The organism is Azospirillum rugosum, from assembly GCF_017876155.1.
Lineage (GTDB): Bacteria > Pseudomonadota > Alphaproteobacteria > Azospirillales > Azospirillaceae > Azospirillum > Azospirillum rugosum.
The window spans coordinates 18,273-35,458 of the sequence record NZ_JAGINP010000011.1; the positions used below are offsets into that span (position 1 = coordinate 18,273).

Consider the following 17,186-nt stretch of genomic DNA (forward strand, 5'->3'; position numbering starts at 1 on the left):
GGTATCGACGCGGCCGCTTCTTCATCCCATTTTGTGGGCAGAAGTCGGCGCGAACACCCTATTCCTTTGCGAGCTTGACGGCACCGCCACCGGTGCGAAGGTCGCAAGGGGGCGGACGGAGCCCCGGCACTCCCCTTGGCATGCCCAACGGAACCAACGCGCCATGCCCGACTCGTCCCGCCTCGCCCCCCTTCCCATCGGTCCCGCGGGGGCGCCGTCCCGGCCGAGCCTGCGCCTGCTGCTCGTCCCGGCGCTGCTGACGGTGGGGGCGACCGTGGCGACGGCGCAGCGGCCCTGGCTGGCCGGGCACGTGGCGCCCGTGGTCGGCGTCATGGTGGCCGACGCGCTGTCCATGCTGCTGGCCGTCGCGGCCTGGCTAGGCGCGGCGTGGCTGGGGTCGCGCATCATCGACCTTGTGGTGGCGCGCAACGCGCGGGCAACGCCGATGCCGCGGCTGGCGACCGACCTGCTGCGCGCGCTGATCTACGGGATCGCGGTGCTGGGCATCCTGGCCTATGTGCTGGGCCAGCCGGTGACCGGGCTGCTCGCCACCTCCGGCGTGCTGATCGCGGTCCTGGGCTTCGCGCTGCGCAACATGATCGCCGACATCTTCTCCGGCATCGCGCTGAACATCGAGCATCCCTACCGGATCGGCGACTGGATCGAGCTTCCGCCGGGAATCGTCGGCCGAGTGGACGAGATCAACTGGCGCGCCACGCGGCTGGTCGCGCTGGACGGCACCACGCTGACCGTGCCGAACGGGCTGGCCGCGGGCAGCCGCCTGATCAACTACAGCCAGCCCGGCAGCGGATTCCGCACCAGCGTGTCGATCACGCTGGACGCCGACATCCCGGTGCCGCGGGCCAAGCGCATCCTGCTGTCCGCGGTGGTCTGCTGCGACCTGATCCCGCCGGAGCCTCGGCCGGACGTGATCGTCGAATCGGTCACCCTGAACGGGGTCGCCTACAACGTCCGCTTCTGGGTCAAGGACTATGCCCGGCTGGCTGCCAGCCGCGACGCGGTGGCCACGGCCATCCTGGAGCAGCTGTCCCGCGCCGGGCTGGAGCCCTCCTACCCCAAGCAGGAGGCGGCGCGCACCCACCGCGCGACGATCCCCACCACACCGGAGGGGCTGGGGCGCGAGCTTCTGTCCCACGTCGACCTGTTCGCCGCCTTCCGCGAGGACGAGCTGGCCGAGCTGGCGGCCGGCATGCACCTGCGTCACGTCGCGGCGGGCGACGCCGTGGTCCGTCAGGACGAGACCGGCACGTCGCTGTTCCTGGTGGCGGAGGGCGCGCTGGACGTGCGCGGCAACTTCGGCGGGCGGACGATCCTGCTCGACCACATGGGGCCGGGCGACGTGTTCGGGGAGATGTCGCTGCTGACCGGCCAGCCGCGCAGCGCGTCGGTGATCGCCAACACCGACGCCATGGTCTACGAGCTGGACAAGGAGATCCTCGACCCCATCCTGCGCCGCCGCCCGGAGCTGGCGTCGCGGCTGGCCGACCTGATGGGCCTGCGCCAGCGCCGCAACGACGCCCACCGCCGCGCCTCCGCCAATCCCTCCGCCGCCGCAGCCCCCGCGGTAGCGGACCACGATTTGCTGGCGCGGCTGAAGACGTTCTTCAAGTTGTGAGGGGATGGGGGTGAGTGGATGCACTGGGCCCCCACCCTAACCCTCCCCCACTTCGCGGGGGAGGGAACTAAGCCCCTCCCCCCGTCGAAGATGGGGGGAGGTTGGGAGGGGGGCCCAACTCCCGGCGCCTATCCTCACTCCCCCAACGGCGAAAATGGCAGTCCCGCCTGTTCCATCGCGCGTTCGATCACCTCGGCAGAGGTCTGGTCGAAGAGCTGGAGCAGCAGGTCGTCGACCTCGCGGTCGTCGCTGTTGCCGCAGCCGTCGAACAGCGTCGCGATCGCCTCCGTCTGGAAGCGCTCGCGGCCCTCGTCGCCGCCCTGGTAGTGGAGCGCCTTGGCGACCGCGATGACGATGCGGAAGGGCTTCATCAGCGTGAAGGACAGGCCGGCCTTGGCGAACAGCCCCTTCAGCGCGTGCGGGCCTCCGTCCCAGGCGAGCTGGCGGGCGTTTTCCGGCGGCAGGTGCGCGCGCACCGCCATGCCGGCGTTGAACAGCGCGATCTCCCCCGCGCAGAGCGCGCGGAACAGCAGCGGCGCCGTCAGGCGGCCGCGGATCAGCAGGTGCCGGGCCAGAAGCTCCACGTCCGCCTCGCCGGTCGTCAGCGGCTTTAACAGAAGAAGCGTCGCGGCCTCCCGCGCGCGCTGGACCAGCTTGCCGATCAGCTGCGGGTTCAGCCGGTTGGAGCGGATCAGGCGGGTTCGGATCTCCTCCGACACGAAGAGGATCAGCTTTTCCAGCACGGCGGCCGACAGATCCGGCCGGGCGGCCATCGCCTCGTTGACGGTGGCGACCGCCCCGAAGCGGTCGAGCACGTCGTGCAGGGTGGGCTCTGCGATCACGGCGCCGCGGTTGCGCAGAAGCTGCGTGATGACGATGACGTTGCCGCTGCGCACCAGCGCGTCGGACACGGCCGGGGTCAGCGTCTTGCGGCCGGCGATGGCCAGCTCCTTGGCCGGCCGCCGCTCCGTCAGGATCTCTAGCAGGAGGCCTTCGCTGAGCTTTTCCGCATGGCGCAGGATGGGAAAGGCCACCCGGTCCACGTCGCGCGCGAGCCGGGCGGCCAGATCCTCGGTCAGCAGGCGGGAGTTGTGGATCTGCCAGGCCACGGCCTCGCGCACCGCGGTCACCGCGTCGGCGGCGAAGCGCTGGAGGATCTCCAGCGCCAGCGTCCGCTCGTTCTCCGCCAGGTCCCCCGCCTCCAGGTCGCGCACCAGGTTGGTCATGGTGTCGATGCGCGCCTGGGCGTCGGGCGCGGCCAGAAGCCGCTGGACGTCCTTCTGGGTCAGGGAACGCGGTGCCATGCGCGATGTCTTCCGTGCGAACGCTCGGGGATCAGAAGTCCGGCGTATCGTAGCGGATCAGATCGCTCCATGCCCGTTCCAAACGACGCAACGTGCGGTAGGTGGTGTCGAATTCCGCCGCCTCCTCGTCGGACCGCACCAGCCCCTCGGCCCGCATGGCCTCCAGGTTGCGCAGGGCTTCGCAGAGCTTCAGGCCGCGGTCGGACAGGCGCAGGCGCGCCGTGCGGCGGTCGCGCTGGGAGGCGGTGCGGTCGACATAGCCGGCCTCCACCAGATGCTTCAGGTTGTAGGAGGCGTTGGATCCCAGGTAGTAGCCGCGCTCCAGCAGGTCGCGGACCGACAGCTCCTCGCCCCCGATGTTGATCAGCATCAGGGCCTGGCCGGGGCTGAGGTCGTCGATGCCGATGCGCGCCAGCTCCATGCGCAGGACATCCAGGAACCGGCGCGTCATGCTTTCGATGATGCGGCCGAGGTCGGTGTAGACGGCAGGCACGGCGCCACGGGTGGAACCGATCCGTTCAGGCTCGCGCTCGTCAGCCATACGGTTCGGCGCGTGCGAAACGTGCTTGGCGGCGGCGTTCATGGCGATTCTCCCGCTCTTTGATGGGCATTCATCGATTATGCTTTGCGTATCATCGGCTTTTGAACCGGGGAAAACCGTATCTCCCCAGATCACATAGAATGATAAGATTTTAGTTTAATTTGTCGAAACAATGTTGGGACATCACCGGCCACCACCGCAGGAAAAGCTGCGGCCGGAAGTCGGGGCTGCTGCGCAAGGGAACACCCAAGCCTGCGTTCTGTTGCATGAGGGCCTGCCATCCACCCCGGAGGAGCCCCGCGATGCCGCCGACCCCGACGACGATCCGCCGCCCCGTCCCCACCGACCGGAGGGCTGGCTGATGCGCAGCGGATTGGCCTTCGCCGCCGGCCTGCTGGCCGGCCTGTGGCTGGACACCACCCGGCGCAAGGCGCGCGCCGAGCGGCAGCACCCGCCGACCGGCCGCTTCGTCAACGCCGACGGCGTGACGCTGCATTACCTCGACCGCGGCCCCCGGACAGGCCGGCCGGTCGTCTTCCTGCACGGCAACGGCATCCTGGCCGACGACTGGGCGCTCAGCATCCTCGACCGCGCGGCCGAGAAGCGGCGCTGCGTCTGCTTCGACCGGCCCGGCCACGGCTACAGCGAGCCGGCGCACCTGCACTCCAGCCCGTCCGCGCAGGCGGCCATCCTGAACGCCGCGGCCCGCAAGCTTGGGCTGGAGAAGCCGATCATCGTCGGCCATTCGCTGGGCGGGGCCGTGGCGCTGGCCTGGGCGCTGGACTTCCCCGACGAGGTCGGCGGGCTGGTGATCCTGTCCGCCTTCACCCACCCGACGCCGCGAGCCGACTTCATCCCCTTCATGGGCCCGGCGATCCCCGTGGTCGGCCCGGCCATGAGCCGCACGGTGCTCCAGCCGCTGGACCGCCTGATCATCGGGCCTCTGGTCCGGCACATCTTCGCGCCGAACCCGGTGCCGGAAAGCTACGACAGCATCCCGCCCGACCTCCTGCTGCGCCCGACGCAGCTGGAAGCTGCCGCGGCGCACACCGCGGCGCTGATCCCCGGCGTGGCGGCCATGGCGCCCCGCTATCCGGACATCCGCTGCCCCACCGCGATCGTCGCAGGCTTGGAGGACCGCATCGTCGATCCGCACGCCCACGCCGTGCCGCTGCACGACGCCATCACGGGGTCCACGCTGCACCTGCTGGCCGGCACCGGCCACATGTCCCACCACGCCCGGCCGGAGGCGGTTCTTGCGGCCCTTGAGCGTGTGGAGCGGGAACTGGCGGCGGAGCCCGCCAACGCCGCGTCCTGAAGGCGCCGGGCAGGATTCTTAGCCGATGGAGCGTGCATCGATTGCGAATCGAAAAAAGCGACTCGATGCGACTCGGGTGAGCGATGGTTAACAGTTTGGTTACGATCCTAGGGCTAACGTTCCTCTCAGAACGCACCACCCAGCGCCCCAAGGATTTTGACCGATGTCCATGGCTGCCGACGTTGACACCATCGAACGCACCTCCATCGTCGCGTACACTCTCCTCAACGAGCTGCACGACGTGCTCGCTCTGCCCAAGGCTCCCGACGATGTGACGCTCGGCATCCTCATGGGCCTGTCCATGTTCATGGACGACAAGGTCGGCCCGATGCGCGCCAAGCGCCTGATGTCGGAGGCCCCGACCATCGTCCTGAAGACGGACGCGCACGTCACGTCCGACCAGATGCAGCGCATTCTCCCGGTGCTGCGCGCCTTCGGCGACCACCTGAAGGACCTGCGCGCCAAGGCGGCCCGTCCGGTCGACGACACGGTCGCCTGACGCAGGGCAGCCTTGCAAAGAACAAAAATGGGCTCGGCCGCAAGGCCGGGCCTTTTTTGTGTCCGCGCGGTGTGCTGGTGCGGATCTTGACCATGCCGCCGATTCGGCGGATGCTTCGGCTCTTCGTCCACCGCAGGTATGGATCGGGGCCATGGACGGGCTTTCCAGCGGCTGGCTATCGGCGGTCTCCTTCGTCGCCCTTCTGGCCGGCGTGACCATCAGCGTCGTGGTGCTGGCCGCCGTCGGGTCGATCCGGCGCAGCCTGAACGATGGCACGGCCCGGCAATCCCAGCAGATCCGCAAGCTTGCGGAAACCGTCGCCACCCTGAACGCCCAGCAGCGCAACGCCGAAACCCGCATCCAGCAGCTGACCGACGCCAACCGCAAGCTGACCGAGGAACTGGCGGCGCTCCGCGAACGGCTCGGTGATGGGGAGTCCGTTCCGCGCGCAACGGGGGCTGCGCGGCTTCTGCATTGATTTGGCGGGGAGTGGTTGCGCTGGGCCCCCACCCTAACCACGGTCGCTCGCAAGTCTCGCGACCGCGCTCCGCCTATGATCGCCTTCGGCGCTCATCCGGCCTTCGGCCGTCGGCTCTGCGCCCCCACTTCGCGTGGGAGGGAACTGCCGCCACAAATGCGCCAAGTCCCTCCCCCCGTCGAAGATGGGGGGAGGTTAGGAGGGGGGCCCAACTCCCGGCGCTTAGCCCCCCTTGAATTACGCCCGCAGCCGGAAGCGCGACACCATCTGGTCCAGATCGTTGGCCAGCCGCCCCAGCTCACCGGCCGCCGCCGCGGTCTCGGTGGCACCGCTGGCGGTTTCGCTGGAGATCTGCGCCAGGAAGACCACCGCATCCTTCACCACATGCGCCTGGTCGGAGGTCTCCACCGTGTCGCGCGCGACCTCGCGGGCGGCATCGGCGACCTGGGAGACGTTGCGGCCGATCTCCGCCGTGGTGGCGCTCTGCTGGTCGACCTCGTGCGCGATGGAGGCGGCGATGCGGTCGATCTCCCCGATGACCTCGTTGATGGAGGCGATGGACTCCGTCACCCGCTCCATCATCGTCGCGACTTCGGTGATGGAGGCGACGCTGCGCTCCGTCTTTTCCTGGGTCGTGGTGATCTTCTGCTCGATCTCCTCGGCGGCGCGGGCGGACTGGGTGGCGAGGTGCTTGACCTCGTTCGCCACGACGGCGAACCCCTTGCCGGCCTCGCCCGCCCGCGCGGCCTCGATGGTCGCGTTGAGCGCCAGCAGGTTGGTCTGCTGCGCGATGTCGGAGATGACGCGGATGACCTCCCCGATCTCCGTGCTGGCGGTGTCGAGCTGGCGGATGGTCTCCACCGCCTGCGTCATGGCGTTCTCGGCCTGGTCGAGCACGTCGCCGGCCTGACGGGCGGTGGAGAAGGCCCTGTGCGCGACCTGCGAGCTGTCGGCGGCGTGGCGCGCCACTTCGCGGATGCTGGCGCCCATCTCCTCGGCGGCGGCGGCGACCGCTTCGGCGTTGGCGGCGAGCTGCTCGGCGATGGAGGACAGGTCGCTGACCGCGCCGACGACGCCTTCCACCGCCTGGGCGATGCCGCCCGCCTTCTCGTTCATGCGTTCGGCGTTGCGGCTCATGTCGCCGGCCGAGGCGGTCAGCTCGACCGAGGCGGAGGACACCGACGCGCTCGCCTCGCCGACGCGGGCGATGCTGTCGCGGAGCGTGCCGATCAGCCCGTTGAAGTCATGCGCCATCGTCGCGATCTCGTCCTTGCCGTCCACCTCGGCGGTGCGTGACAGGTCGCCGGCGGAGGCCGCGGCGATCACCGCCTGCACGCGCGGGATCGGCCGCACCACCGCGCGAACGATCAGCAGCGCCGTGGCGATTCCCGCCAGCATGATCAGCGCGCTGATCCCGCCGAGCGCCCAGGCGGCCCGCGCGAACTCCCGGTCCACGTCGTCCACGTAGAGGCCGGACGCGATGACCCAGCCCCAGGGGGCGTAGGTCTTCACGAAGCTGATCTTGGGGAAGGAGAGCTTCGGGTTCTCGCCGGGTTTCGGCCAGGCGTAGGAGGCGAAGCCGCCCTCCGCGTTCGCCCGCGCCGCCGCCAGCATGGCGTTGATGAAGGCAACGCCGTTGGGGTCCTTGGCGCCGGTCAGATCCTTGCCGACGAGGCTCGCGTCCGCCCCGTGGGCGAGCATGATGCCCTTGGGGTCGAGGACGAAGAAATACTCGGCCCCGTTGTGGTGCAGCGCCGTCACGGCGGCCAGCGCCGCCTTCCGCGCCTGCTCCTCGGTCAGGCGGCCAGCCTTGGCCTCCGCCGCCTCATGGGCGACGAGGTCGTGGGCGACCTCCACCACGCTGCGCACCCGCTGCTCGCGGTCGGCGAACATCTGGGCGCGCATGGTGACCAGCGCGTTGGCCACGATCAGCGCCAGCCCGATCAAGCAGACGCCCAGGATCAGGCCGACCTTCACACGGATGCTGAGATTCTTGAACACGCTTCGCCTCTCCGGGGACCATACGTACGCCTATGGAAGCATAGCGTGCATCGCCGGCCGGATCGCGTGTTTTCTCCAAACGGAGTACCCATTTTTGTTCAAAACGCGGGTAATTTTATGTCCAACGTGACCTGCGCTTAGGGCTCAGTAGTTCCACTCCCACTTCACGCCCAGCCGGGTTTCTGAATCGGCGCCCATGTCAGCCTCGGCCTTGATGTTCTTGGTGATGTCGACTTCGACGGTGGCGCGGCTCTGGTTCGCGCCGATTCCTTGCTCCACGCCGACATAGACCCGGTCGCTGACGTAGCGGCCGGCCTGGACGGCGCCGCCCCGGCCGTTCTCGCCGGAGGTGAACTCCAGCCGGTCCACGCCCAGCGACTTGCGCACGCGGGTCAGCAGCCCGCCGCCCCCGCCGCCGAAGCCGGCGAGCGTCGCGGCGGACTGGGCGAGCTGCACCGCCTCCCCCGCGCTGAGGCTGCTGACCGACTTGCCGAACAGCACGCCCGACAGTACCTCGTCCTGCGGCAGGCCCTGGGGCGAGGTCAGCTCCAGCTTCGGCTGCTTGGCGGTCCCGCCGACCACCACGTTGGCGGTGATGTTGTTGGCCGACGCCTCGGCCAGAAGGTCGAGCCGCGGGTCGATCTGCGGCCCGCCGTCAAACTCGATGATGCCGCGCTTGAAGTCGAAGCTCTTGCCCAGCAGGTCCAGGCTGCCCTTCAGCATGGTCAGCCGCCCGGTGACCAGCGGCTGGCTGGAGGTGCCGGCCACCCTGAGGTCCGCGGAGAATTCCGATTCCAGCCCGCGGCCGCGCACGAAGATCTGGTTCTGCGCCTGCACCGTCAGGTCCAGCGCCATGGCGAAGGGGGCTTCCGCGGCCGGCTGGCCGTTGGCGGGCTTGCCGTTGACTTTGTCCTTGGCGCCATTCCCGTGCCGGCCGCCGACCTCCACCACCTTCAGGTCGACGACGTTCGGCGGGGTCTGGTTGGGGATCTGGATGTCGGCCCTCTGGATGCGGATCGGCCCGGCCAGCCGCGGGTTGGTGAAGGTGCCGGTGAGGCTCAGGGAGGCGCCGATGTCCGCCGTCGCCAGGTCGTTCTGTGCCAGCCGCGCGTTGTCCGCCTGGATTTGCAGGTCGAGCTGCTGGGTCTCCGTCGCCCCCGGCCGGATCACGCCGCGCACGCCCAGCGCGCCGCCGTTGGCCGTGTTGGCGGTGAAGCTCTCGATGGTGAAGACGTCGCCGGTGCCGACGATGCGGGCGTTGATGTTGCGGATGATGGCGCCGGACGCCCGGTTCTCGTAGCGGGCGTTCTGCAGCGTCACCACGCCGCCGAGCTGCGGCTTGCCCACCGTGCCACCGACGCGGACGTCGAGATTCAGCGCGCCGCGCGCCCGGTCGCCGGTCGCGGCCAGCAGGTCGTTGGCGATGGACGCGTCGATGGTGCCGTTCAGCGCCCCCTCCAGCGCCCCGCGCTCCGGCACGGAGACGGCCATCGTGTCTGCGTTCATCACCAGCGGCGCCCCGGCGGTCAGGTTGATGCGGCCGGCGCCGTTGCGGGTGGCGGCGTTGCCGGTGACCGACACGCGCTGGTCCTGCCAGCGGGCGTTGACCGTGGCGTCGACGCCCGGCACGCCGGCCTGGGTCGCCTGCTGCGCCTTCAGGTTGGCGACGCGCACGGTCGCCTCGGCGCGCGGGCGGGCCAGCGTGCCGCCCAGCGTCGCCTGGGCGTTCAGCGTGCCGTCCAGCCGCAACGTCGGGCTGGCCAGCCGGGCGAGCGCCATCGGCACCTGGTCCAGCCGCAACTCTCCCGACAGCCGGTCGCCGACCATGCCGAGGTCGGCGACGAGCCGCGCGTTGCCGCTGACCAGCTGAAGCCCCTTCACCTCGTAACGCCGGTCACCCAGCGCGACATTGGCGGCTTGCGTCAGCCGGAAGGACTCGCCCATGTAACGGCCCTGGAGCCGGTCCAGCCGGATCCGGTTCAGCCCATTGTCCTGGGCGAAATTGCCGGCGAGGTCGAGCGCCAGCGGGTCGCGCCCGGCCCCGGCGGCCTCCGCCCGGAACCCGGCCTTGGCGAGGGAGCCGTCCACGCTGGCCGTCACGCGGGCGAGGTCGTTGCCGGCCGCCGCCCCGTCCAGCAGCTCCAGCCGCGCCTTGCCGGTCGGGCTGCCCAGCGCGTCCGCCACATCGGCGTTGGCGGTGATGCGGCGGGCGACCAGCAGCGGCGCCCCACCATTGTTCCCCTGCCCTTCAACCCGCAGGTTGTTGGCGTTGGCGGTCAGGGTGGCGGCCTGCTTGCCGTTCGGCGCGTCGAGCGCCACGGTGAAGCCCGCGGCCCCATCCAGCGGCACCCCGGCCAGCTCCGACAGGGTCTTCAGCTGCGGCAAGGTCCCGTCCAGCTTGCCGGTGGCGGTCAGCGCGTCCAGCGCCACGCGCACCGCGCCGGTGATGCGGTTCGCCCCGTTCGCCAGCGCGAGGTCGCTGACCTGGAGCACCTGCCCCTCCAGCGCATAGGCCGCGTCGGCGGTCAGCCCGGCGCCGGCCAGTTCGGTGCGGGCGTTGATCCGGCCACGCGGGCTTGAGGGCAGGTTGGCGGCGGTGGCGGTCAGGTCCGTGGCGCCGAAGCGGCGGCCTTGCACGGTCAGCCCACGGGCGTTCAGCTTGGCCTCCGCCGCCAGGGCATCGAGCGGGCCATTGGCGGTGGCGTCCAGCGCGATGGTGCCGGCCATCTCCGTCCCGACCTTCTCCCCGACCGGGGCGAGGTCGGCGATCTCCAGCCGGGTCTTGGCGTCCACGCGGTTGTCGACCAGCGCGGCGGTGCCGGTCAACCGCCCGTTGCGCCCGTCCACGTTCAGATCGTTCAGGCGCATCGCCCCGCCCGGCTCCATGCCGGCGGCCAAGCGCAGCGTCGCGGCGTCGCCCAGCACGGCATCCGCCGGGGTGCCGGTGTCGAGGTTCCGCAGGTCGCCGTTCAACTCCGCTGTGATGGCGCCGTCGGCCGCGCGCCGCACCGGCCCCTGGACGGTGACCGCCCCGCCCAGCGGCCGCCCGGCCAGCCCGGACAAACGCGACAGGTCGTCCGCGGTCAGCGCCAGCGTCATGTCGGCCGTCTGCCCCCAGCCGGCGGCGCTGCCCTGCGCCGTCGCGGTCGCGGCGGCGCTCGTCAGGGTCAGGCCCTCCAACTGCACGTTCCCGTCGCCGGTGGACAGGCGCGCGCGCCCGTCCAGCCGCACCTCCGGCCCTGCCGCCGCGGATATCGCCGGGTCGTTGCTGTAAAGGTCGCGGATGACGCCCTGCACGGCGACGGTCAGCGCATCCAGCGTGCCGGCGGCGCTGCCCGTCACCACGCCTTCCCGCCACGCGATGTCCGGCGCGAGGCCGTGCAGAGCGGAGTCCGGCCCGGCCGCGACCTCGTAGGTCAGGTTCAGCGTGCGCCGGTCGGCGCCCACCGTGCCGTTCAACGTCGCCGTCCCGGCAGCGGCCTGCACCGCCACGGGCCGCAGAGTCAGCGCGCCGTCGGGCGCCACCAGCACCGTGCCGTTCAGCGCCGGCTGCGGTCCCACCAGCGGCGCCACCTGCGGCCCCAGCAGAGCGGCCACGTCTCCGCCGGCCGCCAGCGTCACCGCGTGCCCCTCCGGCACCGCCTTCACGGTGGCGTCGGCGTTCAGGCGGGCGGCGTTCTCGGCGGTCGCGGTCAGCGTGCCCTTCCAGTCGTCCAGCGTGCCCTGCCCGTCCAGCGTCGCCGCGACCGGCGGCTCGCCGGGGATGGCCAGCGCTTTCGCGATCAGGCCGCCCGCCGGTTCCAACGCCTTCAGATTCAGGTCCAGCCGCTTTTCGTCGGGGTTGAAGGCGGCGTCGAGCTTCACCTGGCCCGGCTGGCTGTCGATGCGGTCCACCGCAAGGTGCGTCTCCAGCGACGACCCGCCGGACGCGAGGTCGAGCGATCCCTCGACCCGCAGCACCGCCGCCTGGCCCAGCAACGGCTCCGCCAGCCGCAGCTCGTCCACCTTCAGCTGGCCCACCGCGACGCCGACCGGCAGGCTGGGCAGCAGGGAGGTCGGCCCCTGCTGCGGCGCCGGCGGGTCGGCGGGCAGCGGCGCGCGCTCCACCGTCACGCGCTGCGCCTCCACCACGTCGGCCTTGGCGCGGCCGGTCAGCAGCGCGGTTGGAGCGAGGTTGACGTGCAGCTGCTCCAGCTTCAGCCAGACGCCCTGGCGGTCGGCAACCGAGACTTCGTCAATGGTGAAGTTGAAGGGCACCGCCCCGCCGATGGTGCCGATGGTGACCTGGAGGTCCGGGCCGCTGACCGCCTTCTCGATGGTTTGGGCGATCCAGCGCCGCACGGCGTTCGCCGGCCCCCAGCCGCCGCCCGCCGCGTCGGCGGCGAGCGCGCTTCCGCCCGCCGCCGCGCCGCCCAGGGCGACGAGAACCATCGGAACGACAATCAGACGACGCAACCCCGTCACCACGCACCCCTTGGCGGTATTACCCGAACGATACAACGGGAAACAGGGAGTTGCGTCCCAAACCAAGGGGCATTTTTCGGGCGCGGCGCCCCCTCCCACCCGCTCCCGCGGGCACCCTCCCCCGCGTTGCGGTGGAAGGGAAGACGGCGGCAGTCCCCTCTCCCGCGCAGCGGGGGAGGGTTAGGGAGGGGGCATCGGTCGAGGGGGCAACACGCAGCCCTCAAAAAGCCTGCCCCAGGCTGATGTAGAGCTGCCATTTCGCGTCCCCGGACTCCGCGTTCACCGGAAATCCCACATCCACCCGCAACGGTCCGAAATCCGTGTAATAACGCGCGCCGATGCCGGCGCCGACGCGCAGCTGCTGGCTGAAATCCGGGAAGGCGCTGTCGTAGACCGTGCCGGCGTCGACGAAGGGCACGACTCCGATGGTGTCGGTCACCTTGATTCGCATCTCCAGCCCCGCCTCGAACAGGGACCGCCCGCCGGTCGGGTCGCCGAACACGTCGCGCGGCCCCGCCTTCTGGAAGCCGAAGCCGCGCACCGACCCGCCGCCGCCCGCGTAGAAGCGGTGGTCCGGTGGAATCTGGGCCAGCGACGCCCCCGCCGTGCCGCCCAGCCCGATGCGCCCCGCCGCGACGTAGCGCCCGTCGCCCGTCAGGTCGTGGTAGGCCGACGCGTTGACCTGGAGCGTGGTGAACTGGGTGTCCGTGTCGCCGCCGATGGGAAACCACGGCGTCCCCTGGAACGACACGCGGTAGCCCTCGGTCGGGTTCAGCAGGTTGTTGGACCCGTCCCAGGCGATGCCCACCGGCACGCCGACGAAGGCCGTCTGAAATTCCTGCAGGTTGGAACGCACCCGCCCGCGTTCCCCGCTGACGCTGATGGAGCTTTTCAGCTGGTCGGTCCACTGCCGCTCCAGCCCGGCGGACAGCAGCGTCGCGACGCGGTCGTAGGCCGGAAGCTGCTCCGACGCGACCTGGAAATTCGCGATCAGCGACTGCTGCGTGGCGAGGAAGTCCGGCTTGCGGAAGCTGGCGGAGAAGCGCAGGTCCGGCAGGTCGAGGTCGCGCCCGCGGGCCGAGCCGCTGCCGTTGTCGCCGGCGATGCGCCCAATGTCGACGCCGAGCCTCAGCTGCTCCGCCCCGCCGAACAGGTTGCGGTGGCCCCAATAGGCGCCGCCGCCGACGCCGTCGGTGGAGGAATAGAAGACGTTCGCCCCGATGAAGCGGAACTTGCGCTCCGCCAGGGTCACGGTCACTGGGGTCGAGCCGCCCGGCCCCGGCTGATCCGCCAGCCGCACGCTCACCGTGTCGAACACGCCGAGCCCGGCGATCTGCGTCCGCGCCTTGTCCAACAGCGCCGTGTCGTAGACCTGCCCGCGCGCCCAGGGCAGCCGGCCCAGGATCAAGTCCTCGTCGACGTCCTTCAGCCCCTCGATGCGGGTGTCGCCGAACACGACCAGTTGGCCGGGGGCGACCGTGTAGGTCACGTCCATGCTGCGCTCTTCGTGGTTCACCACCACGCGGCGCTCCGCCACCGTCGCGAAGGGGTGGCCGCGGTCGGACAGGCGGCGCAGCAGCGCGCTCTGCCCGTCCACCACCAGCGGCGCGCGGGCGCGGTCGCCGGGCGTCAGCCCGATGTCCTCCGCCGTGATCGGGGCGCCCGGCAGCGGGGCGGCGTCGGCCGAGGCGATGGTGATGGTCTTGAACCGGTAGGCCGGCCCCGGCTGCACGGCCACCGTCACCTTCGCCGGCTGCCGGTCGGCGTCCACCCGGATGTCCAGCGTCGCGTCGTAATAGCCCTCCGACCGCAGGGCCGTGTGCAACCGCTCCCGGTCGTCGGCCGCCCGCCGTTCCAGCCCCAGCACCGACGGCGGCGGGTCGTCCCTCAGGCCGACCAGGGTGGAGGTGTCGTTCAGGATCTTGTTGAGGCCGCCGTCCTCGACGCCGGTGATCTCCACCTCGTAGGGAACCTTGGGCCCGGCCTCCGGCTGGGCGGAGGATGGCTCGGCCGGAGTTTCGGCGGGCGTTTCCCCGGCGGGCGGCGGTGTCGGCTCCTGCGCGCGCGCGTCAGGGCCCGCCTGGGAGGCGAGCGCACCGGTGAGCAGCAGGATGGCGAGGCGGGAAGCGGAAGCGCGGCGGATCATCAACGGGCAATGTGGGTTGCCGAGACAAAAGCGCCAGTCGCGCCGCTGTCGCACCCCCATAGAAATTCCGCATATCCGATTTGGGGGCGAAGGAACGCCTCTCCGCTTGCGTTATGAAGCCGGATCATTATATTGCGTCGCAACAGTTTCCCCGACAGAGCCCCCCGATACTCCCTCGGAGGGTTTTTTTGTTGTGCGCGGCAGGGGTGCCGCGGTGTCGGGGCGGCATTGCGAAACGGAAGCCCCGGAACCGAGCTTACGAGTCCCCGACACATGAATCTTCGAAACGTTGCCATCATCGCGCACGTCGACCACGGCAAGACCACCCTGGTCGACCAGCTCCTCAAGCAGGCCGGTTCGTTCCGCGAGAACCAGCAGGTCGCGGAACGCGCCATGGACTCCAACGACCTGGAGCGCGAGCGCGGCATCACCATCCTGGCCAAGTGCACGTCGGTCCTGTGGAACGACCTGCGCATCAACATCGTCGACACCCCGGGCCACGCCGATTTCGGCGGCGAGGTGGAGCGCATCCTCTCCATGGTCGACGGCGTCGTCCTGCTCTGCGACGCGGCCGAGGGCCCGCTGCCGCAGACCAAGTTCGTGCTGGGCAAGGCCCTGAAGCTCGGCCTGCGCCCGATCGTCGTCATCAACAAGGTGGACCGGCCGGACGGACGTCCGCACGAGGTGCATGACGAGGTGTTCGACCTGTTCGCCTCGCTCGACGCCTCGAACGAGCAGCTGGACTTCCCGACCCTGTTCGCCTCGGGCCGCAACGGCTGGGCGACCACGGACCTGGAGAACGGCGCCCGCGAGACGCTGACCCCGCTGTTCGAGCTGATCCGCGACCATGTCCCGGCCCCGAAGGTCGAGGAAGACCTGCCCTTCACCATGCTGGCGACCACGCTGGAGGCGAACCCGTATCTGGGCCGCATCCTGACCGGCCGCATCCAGACCGGCAGCGTCAAGGTCAACATGGCCATCAAGTCGCTGAGCCGCGACGGCAAGCTGATCGAGAACGCCCGCATCAGCAAGGTCCTGGCCTTCCGCGGCCTGGAGCGCGTTCCGGTGGACGAGGCGCACGCCGGCGACATCGTCGCGCTGGCCGGCCTGACCACCACCACCGTGGCCGACACCATCTGCGCGCCGGAGGTGGCCGAGCCGCTGGCCGCCCAGCCGATCGACCCGCCCACCCTGGCGATGACCTTCTCGGTCAACGACAGCCCGCTGGCCGGCCGCGAGGGCGACAAGGTCACCAGCCGCATGATCCGCGACCGCCTGATGCGCGAAGCGGAAGGCAACGTGGCGCTGCGCGTCACCGACACCGAGGGCGGCGACGCCTTCGAGGTGGCCGGCCGCGGTGAACTGCAGCTGGGCATCCTGATCGAGACCATGCGCCGCGAGGGGTATGAGCTGGCGATCAGCCGTCCGCGCGTGCTGTTCAAGTCCGACCCGCTGAACGGCCAGCGCCTGGAGCCGATCGAGGAAGTCGTCGTCGACGTGGACGAGGAGTTCTCCGGCACCGTCGTCCAGAAGATGGCGGAGCGCAAGGCCGACCTCATCGAGATGCGCCCGTCGGGCGGCAACAAGACCCGCATCGTCTTCCACGCCCCGTCGCGCGGCCTGATCGGCTACCAGAGCGAGTTCCTGACGGACACCCGCGGCACCGGCATCATGAACCGGCTGTTCCACGGCTATGCCCCCTACAAGGGCACCATCGCCGGCCGGCGCACCGGCGTGCTGATCTCCAACGCCGACGGCACCGCGGTGGCCTACGCGCTGTGGAACCTGGAGGATCGCGGCCCGATGCTGATCGATCCGGGCGTGCCGGTCTACCAGGGCATGATCATCGGCGAGCACACCCGCGGCAACGACCTTGAGGTCAACGTCATCAAGGGCAAGCAGCTGACGAACATCCGCACGACCAGCAAGGACGAGGCGGTGCGCCTGACGCCGCCGATCCAGATGACGCTGGAGCGCGCCCTGTCCTACATCGGCGACGACGAGTTGGTGGAGGTGACGCCGAAGTCGATCCGCCTGCGCAAGCGCTACCTCGACCCGAACGAGCGCAAGCGCCACCAGCGCGCGGCCGAGGCCAGCTGAGTTGGCGGGCTGAGTTCCAGTCCGAGTTAGGGTGTTTTTGCGGGAGGGCTTTGCCCTCCCGTTTCTTTTCAGGGCTCGGTTGCGCGACTACCCTTCCCTCGCAATCCATCGGGAGGGGAACGGACCATGTCGGCGCACGACCACCGCTACAGCGCGACCGTGACCTGGACGGGCAACCAGGGAACCGGAACGTCCGGCTACAAGGCCTACAGCCGCGACCACGACATCGCTATTCCCGGCAAGCCGGCGATCGCCGGCTCCTCCGACCCGGCCTTCCGCGGCGACGCGACGCGCCACAACCCGGAAGACCTTCTGGTCGCCTCGCTGTCGGCCTGCCACATGCTGTGGTACCTGCACCTCTGCGCCGTCAACGGCATCGCCGTGACCGCCTACCGTGACGACGCCTCCGGCACCATGACCGAGGGCGACGGCCGCCCCGGCCGCTTCACCGAGGTAACCCTGCGCCCGCACGTGACCATCGCCCCCGGCAGCGACCCCGCCAAGGCGGACTCCCTGCACCATGAGGCGCACGAGCAGTGCTTCGTCGCGAACTCGGTGAATTTCCCGGTGCGCTGCGCCCCGGTCATCGAAATGGGCGGGTGATCCGCACAAGCCATCCAGCGAAATGGCCGGTCGGACAAAAGCACGCACCCCGTTGCGTCCTGTAAGTGAATACCATTAACTTAATGATATTCACTT

Annotated in this window: 11 protein-coding genes; 6 read left to right on the plus strand and 5 right to left on the minus strand. The window is 70.3% G+C overall.

The annotated features are described in order from the left end of the window. Positions 1 to 163 precede the first annotated feature (163 nt). Positions 164 to 1,636, plus strand: a complete 1,473-nt coding sequence (locus J2851_RS15905; RefSeq protein WP_246500702.1) for a mechanosensitive ion channel family protein — start codon at positions 164 to 166, stop codon at positions 1,634 to 1,636. Between the two features lie 134 nt (positions 1,637 to 1,770). Here J2851_RS15905 and J2851_RS15910 read toward each other — a convergent pair whose 3' ends face one another. Then, positions 1,771 to 2,940 carry a DUF2336 domain-containing protein gene (locus J2851_RS15910; protein ID WP_209767365.1) on the minus strand — a complete coding sequence of 390 codons (1,170 nt, stop codon included), beginning with the start codon at positions 2,938 to 2,940 and terminating at the stop codon, positions 1,771 to 1,773. A 31-nt stretch (positions 2,941 to 2,971) separates the two neighbouring features. Next, entirely contained in the window at positions 2,972 to 3,481 is a 510-nt protein-coding gene (locus J2851_RS15915; RefSeq protein WP_209767546.1) for a MarR family winged helix-turn-helix transcriptional regulator, read from the minus strand. A gap of 361 nt (positions 3,482 to 3,842) precedes the next feature. On the opposite strand from J2851_RS15915, the gene J2851_RS15920 reads away from it, so the two are divergent. From J2851_RS15920 to J2851_RS15930, 3 genes are all read left to right on the plus strand, one after another. After that, positions 3,843 to 4,799, plus strand: coding sequence for an alpha/beta fold hydrolase (locus J2851_RS15920; protein WP_209767366.1), 957 nt, complete (start codon positions 3,843 to 3,845; stop codon positions 4,797 to 4,799). 169 nt (positions 4,800 to 4,968) lie between these two features. Then, positions 4,969 to 5,298: a hypothetical protein gene (locus J2851_RS15925; RefSeq protein WP_246500703.1), complete on the plus strand. Its 330-nt coding sequence runs from the start codon at positions 4,969 to 4,971 to the stop codon at positions 5,296 to 5,298. Positions 5,299 to 5,449: 151 nt separating this feature from the next. Then, the gene (locus J2851_RS15930; RefSeq protein ID WP_209767368.1) at positions 5,450 to 5,776 is read left to right on the plus strand and encodes a hypothetical protein; all 327 of its coding nucleotides are present in this window, start codon (positions 5,450 to 5,452) and stop codon (positions 5,774 to 5,776) included. Between the two features lie 237 nt (positions 5,777 to 6,013). Here the strand turns inward: J2851_RS15930 and J2851_RS15935 are convergent, their stop codons facing one another. From J2851_RS15935 to J2851_RS15945, 3 genes are all read right to left on the minus strand, one after another. Beyond that, on the minus strand, positions 6,014 to 7,777 hold the full coding sequence (locus tag J2851_RS15935; protein WP_209767369.1) for a methyl-accepting chemotaxis protein: 1,764 nt from the start codon (positions 7,775 to 7,777) through the stop codon (positions 6,014 to 6,016). 144 nt (positions 7,778 to 7,921) lie between these two features. Next, positions 7,922 to 12,208 carry a translocation/assembly module TamB domain-containing protein gene (locus J2851_RS15940; RefSeq protein WP_211114344.1) on the minus strand — a complete coding sequence of 1,429 codons (4,287 nt, stop codon included), beginning with the start codon at positions 12,206 to 12,208 and terminating at the stop codon, positions 7,922 to 7,924. Between the two features lie 253 nt (positions 12,209 to 12,461). Continuing rightward, entirely contained in the window at positions 12,462 to 14,387 is a 1,926-nt protein-coding gene (locus J2851_RS15945; RefSeq protein WP_209767371.1) for an autotransporter assembly complex protein TamA, read from the minus strand. Between the two features lie 273 nt (positions 14,388 to 14,660). Between J2851_RS15945 and typA the strand changes: the two genes are divergently transcribed. Together typA and J2851_RS15955 are read left to right on the plus strand one after the other, a co-directional pair. Then, the gene (typA, locus tag J2851_RS15950; protein ID WP_209767372.1) at positions 14,661 to 16,487 is read left to right on the plus strand and encodes a translational GTPase TypA; all 1,827 of its coding nucleotides are present in this window, start codon (positions 14,661 to 14,663) and stop codon (positions 16,485 to 16,487) included. Positions 16,488 to 16,613: 126 nt separating this feature from the next. Further along, positions 16,614 to 17,090 (plus strand): OsmC family protein, encoded by a 477-nt coding sequence (locus J2851_RS15955; RefSeq protein ID WP_209767373.1) that lies wholly within the window; start codon positions 16,614 to 16,616, stop codon positions 17,088 to 17,090. The last annotated feature ends 96 nt before the right edge of the window (positions 17,091 to 17,186 follow it).

Coding starts and splice junctions, on each gene's coding strand:
- J2851_RS15905 (WP_246500702.1), top strand. CDS start 164: ATGCCCGACTCGTCCCGCCTCGCCCCCCTTCCCATCGGTCCCGCGGGG.
- J2851_RS15910 (WP_209767365.1), bottom strand. CDS start 2,940: ATGGCACCGCGTTCCCTGACCCAGAAGGACGTCCAGCGGCTTCTGGCC.
- J2851_RS15915 (WP_209767546.1), bottom strand. CDS start 3,481: ATGGCTGACGAGCGCGAGCCTGAACGGATCGGTTCCACCCGTGGCGCC.
- J2851_RS15920 (WP_209767366.1), top strand. CDS start 3,843: ATGCGCAGCGGATTGGCCTTCGCCGCCGGCCTGCTGGCCGGCCTGTGG.
- J2851_RS15925 (WP_246500703.1), top strand. CDS start 4,969: ATGGCTGCCGACGTTGACACCATCGAACGCACCTCCATCGTCGCGTAC.
- J2851_RS15930 (WP_209767368.1), top strand. CDS start 5,450: ATGGACGGGCTTTCCAGCGGCTGGCTATCGGCGGTCTCCTTCGTCGCC.
- J2851_RS15940 (WP_211114344.1), bottom strand. CDS start 12,208: ATGGTTCTCGTCGCCCTGGGCGGCGCGGCGGCGGGCGGAAGCGCGCTC.
- J2851_RS15945 (WP_209767371.1), bottom strand. CDS start 14,387: ATGATCCGCCGCGCTTCCGCTTCCCGCCTCGCCATCCTGCTGCTCACC.
- typA (WP_209767372.1), top strand. CDS start 14,661: ATGAATCTTCGAAACGTTGCCATCATCGCGCACGTCGACCACGGCAAG.
- J2851_RS15955 (WP_209767373.1), top strand. CDS start 16,614: ATGTCGGCGCACGACCACCGCTACAGCGCGACCGTGACCTGGACGGGC.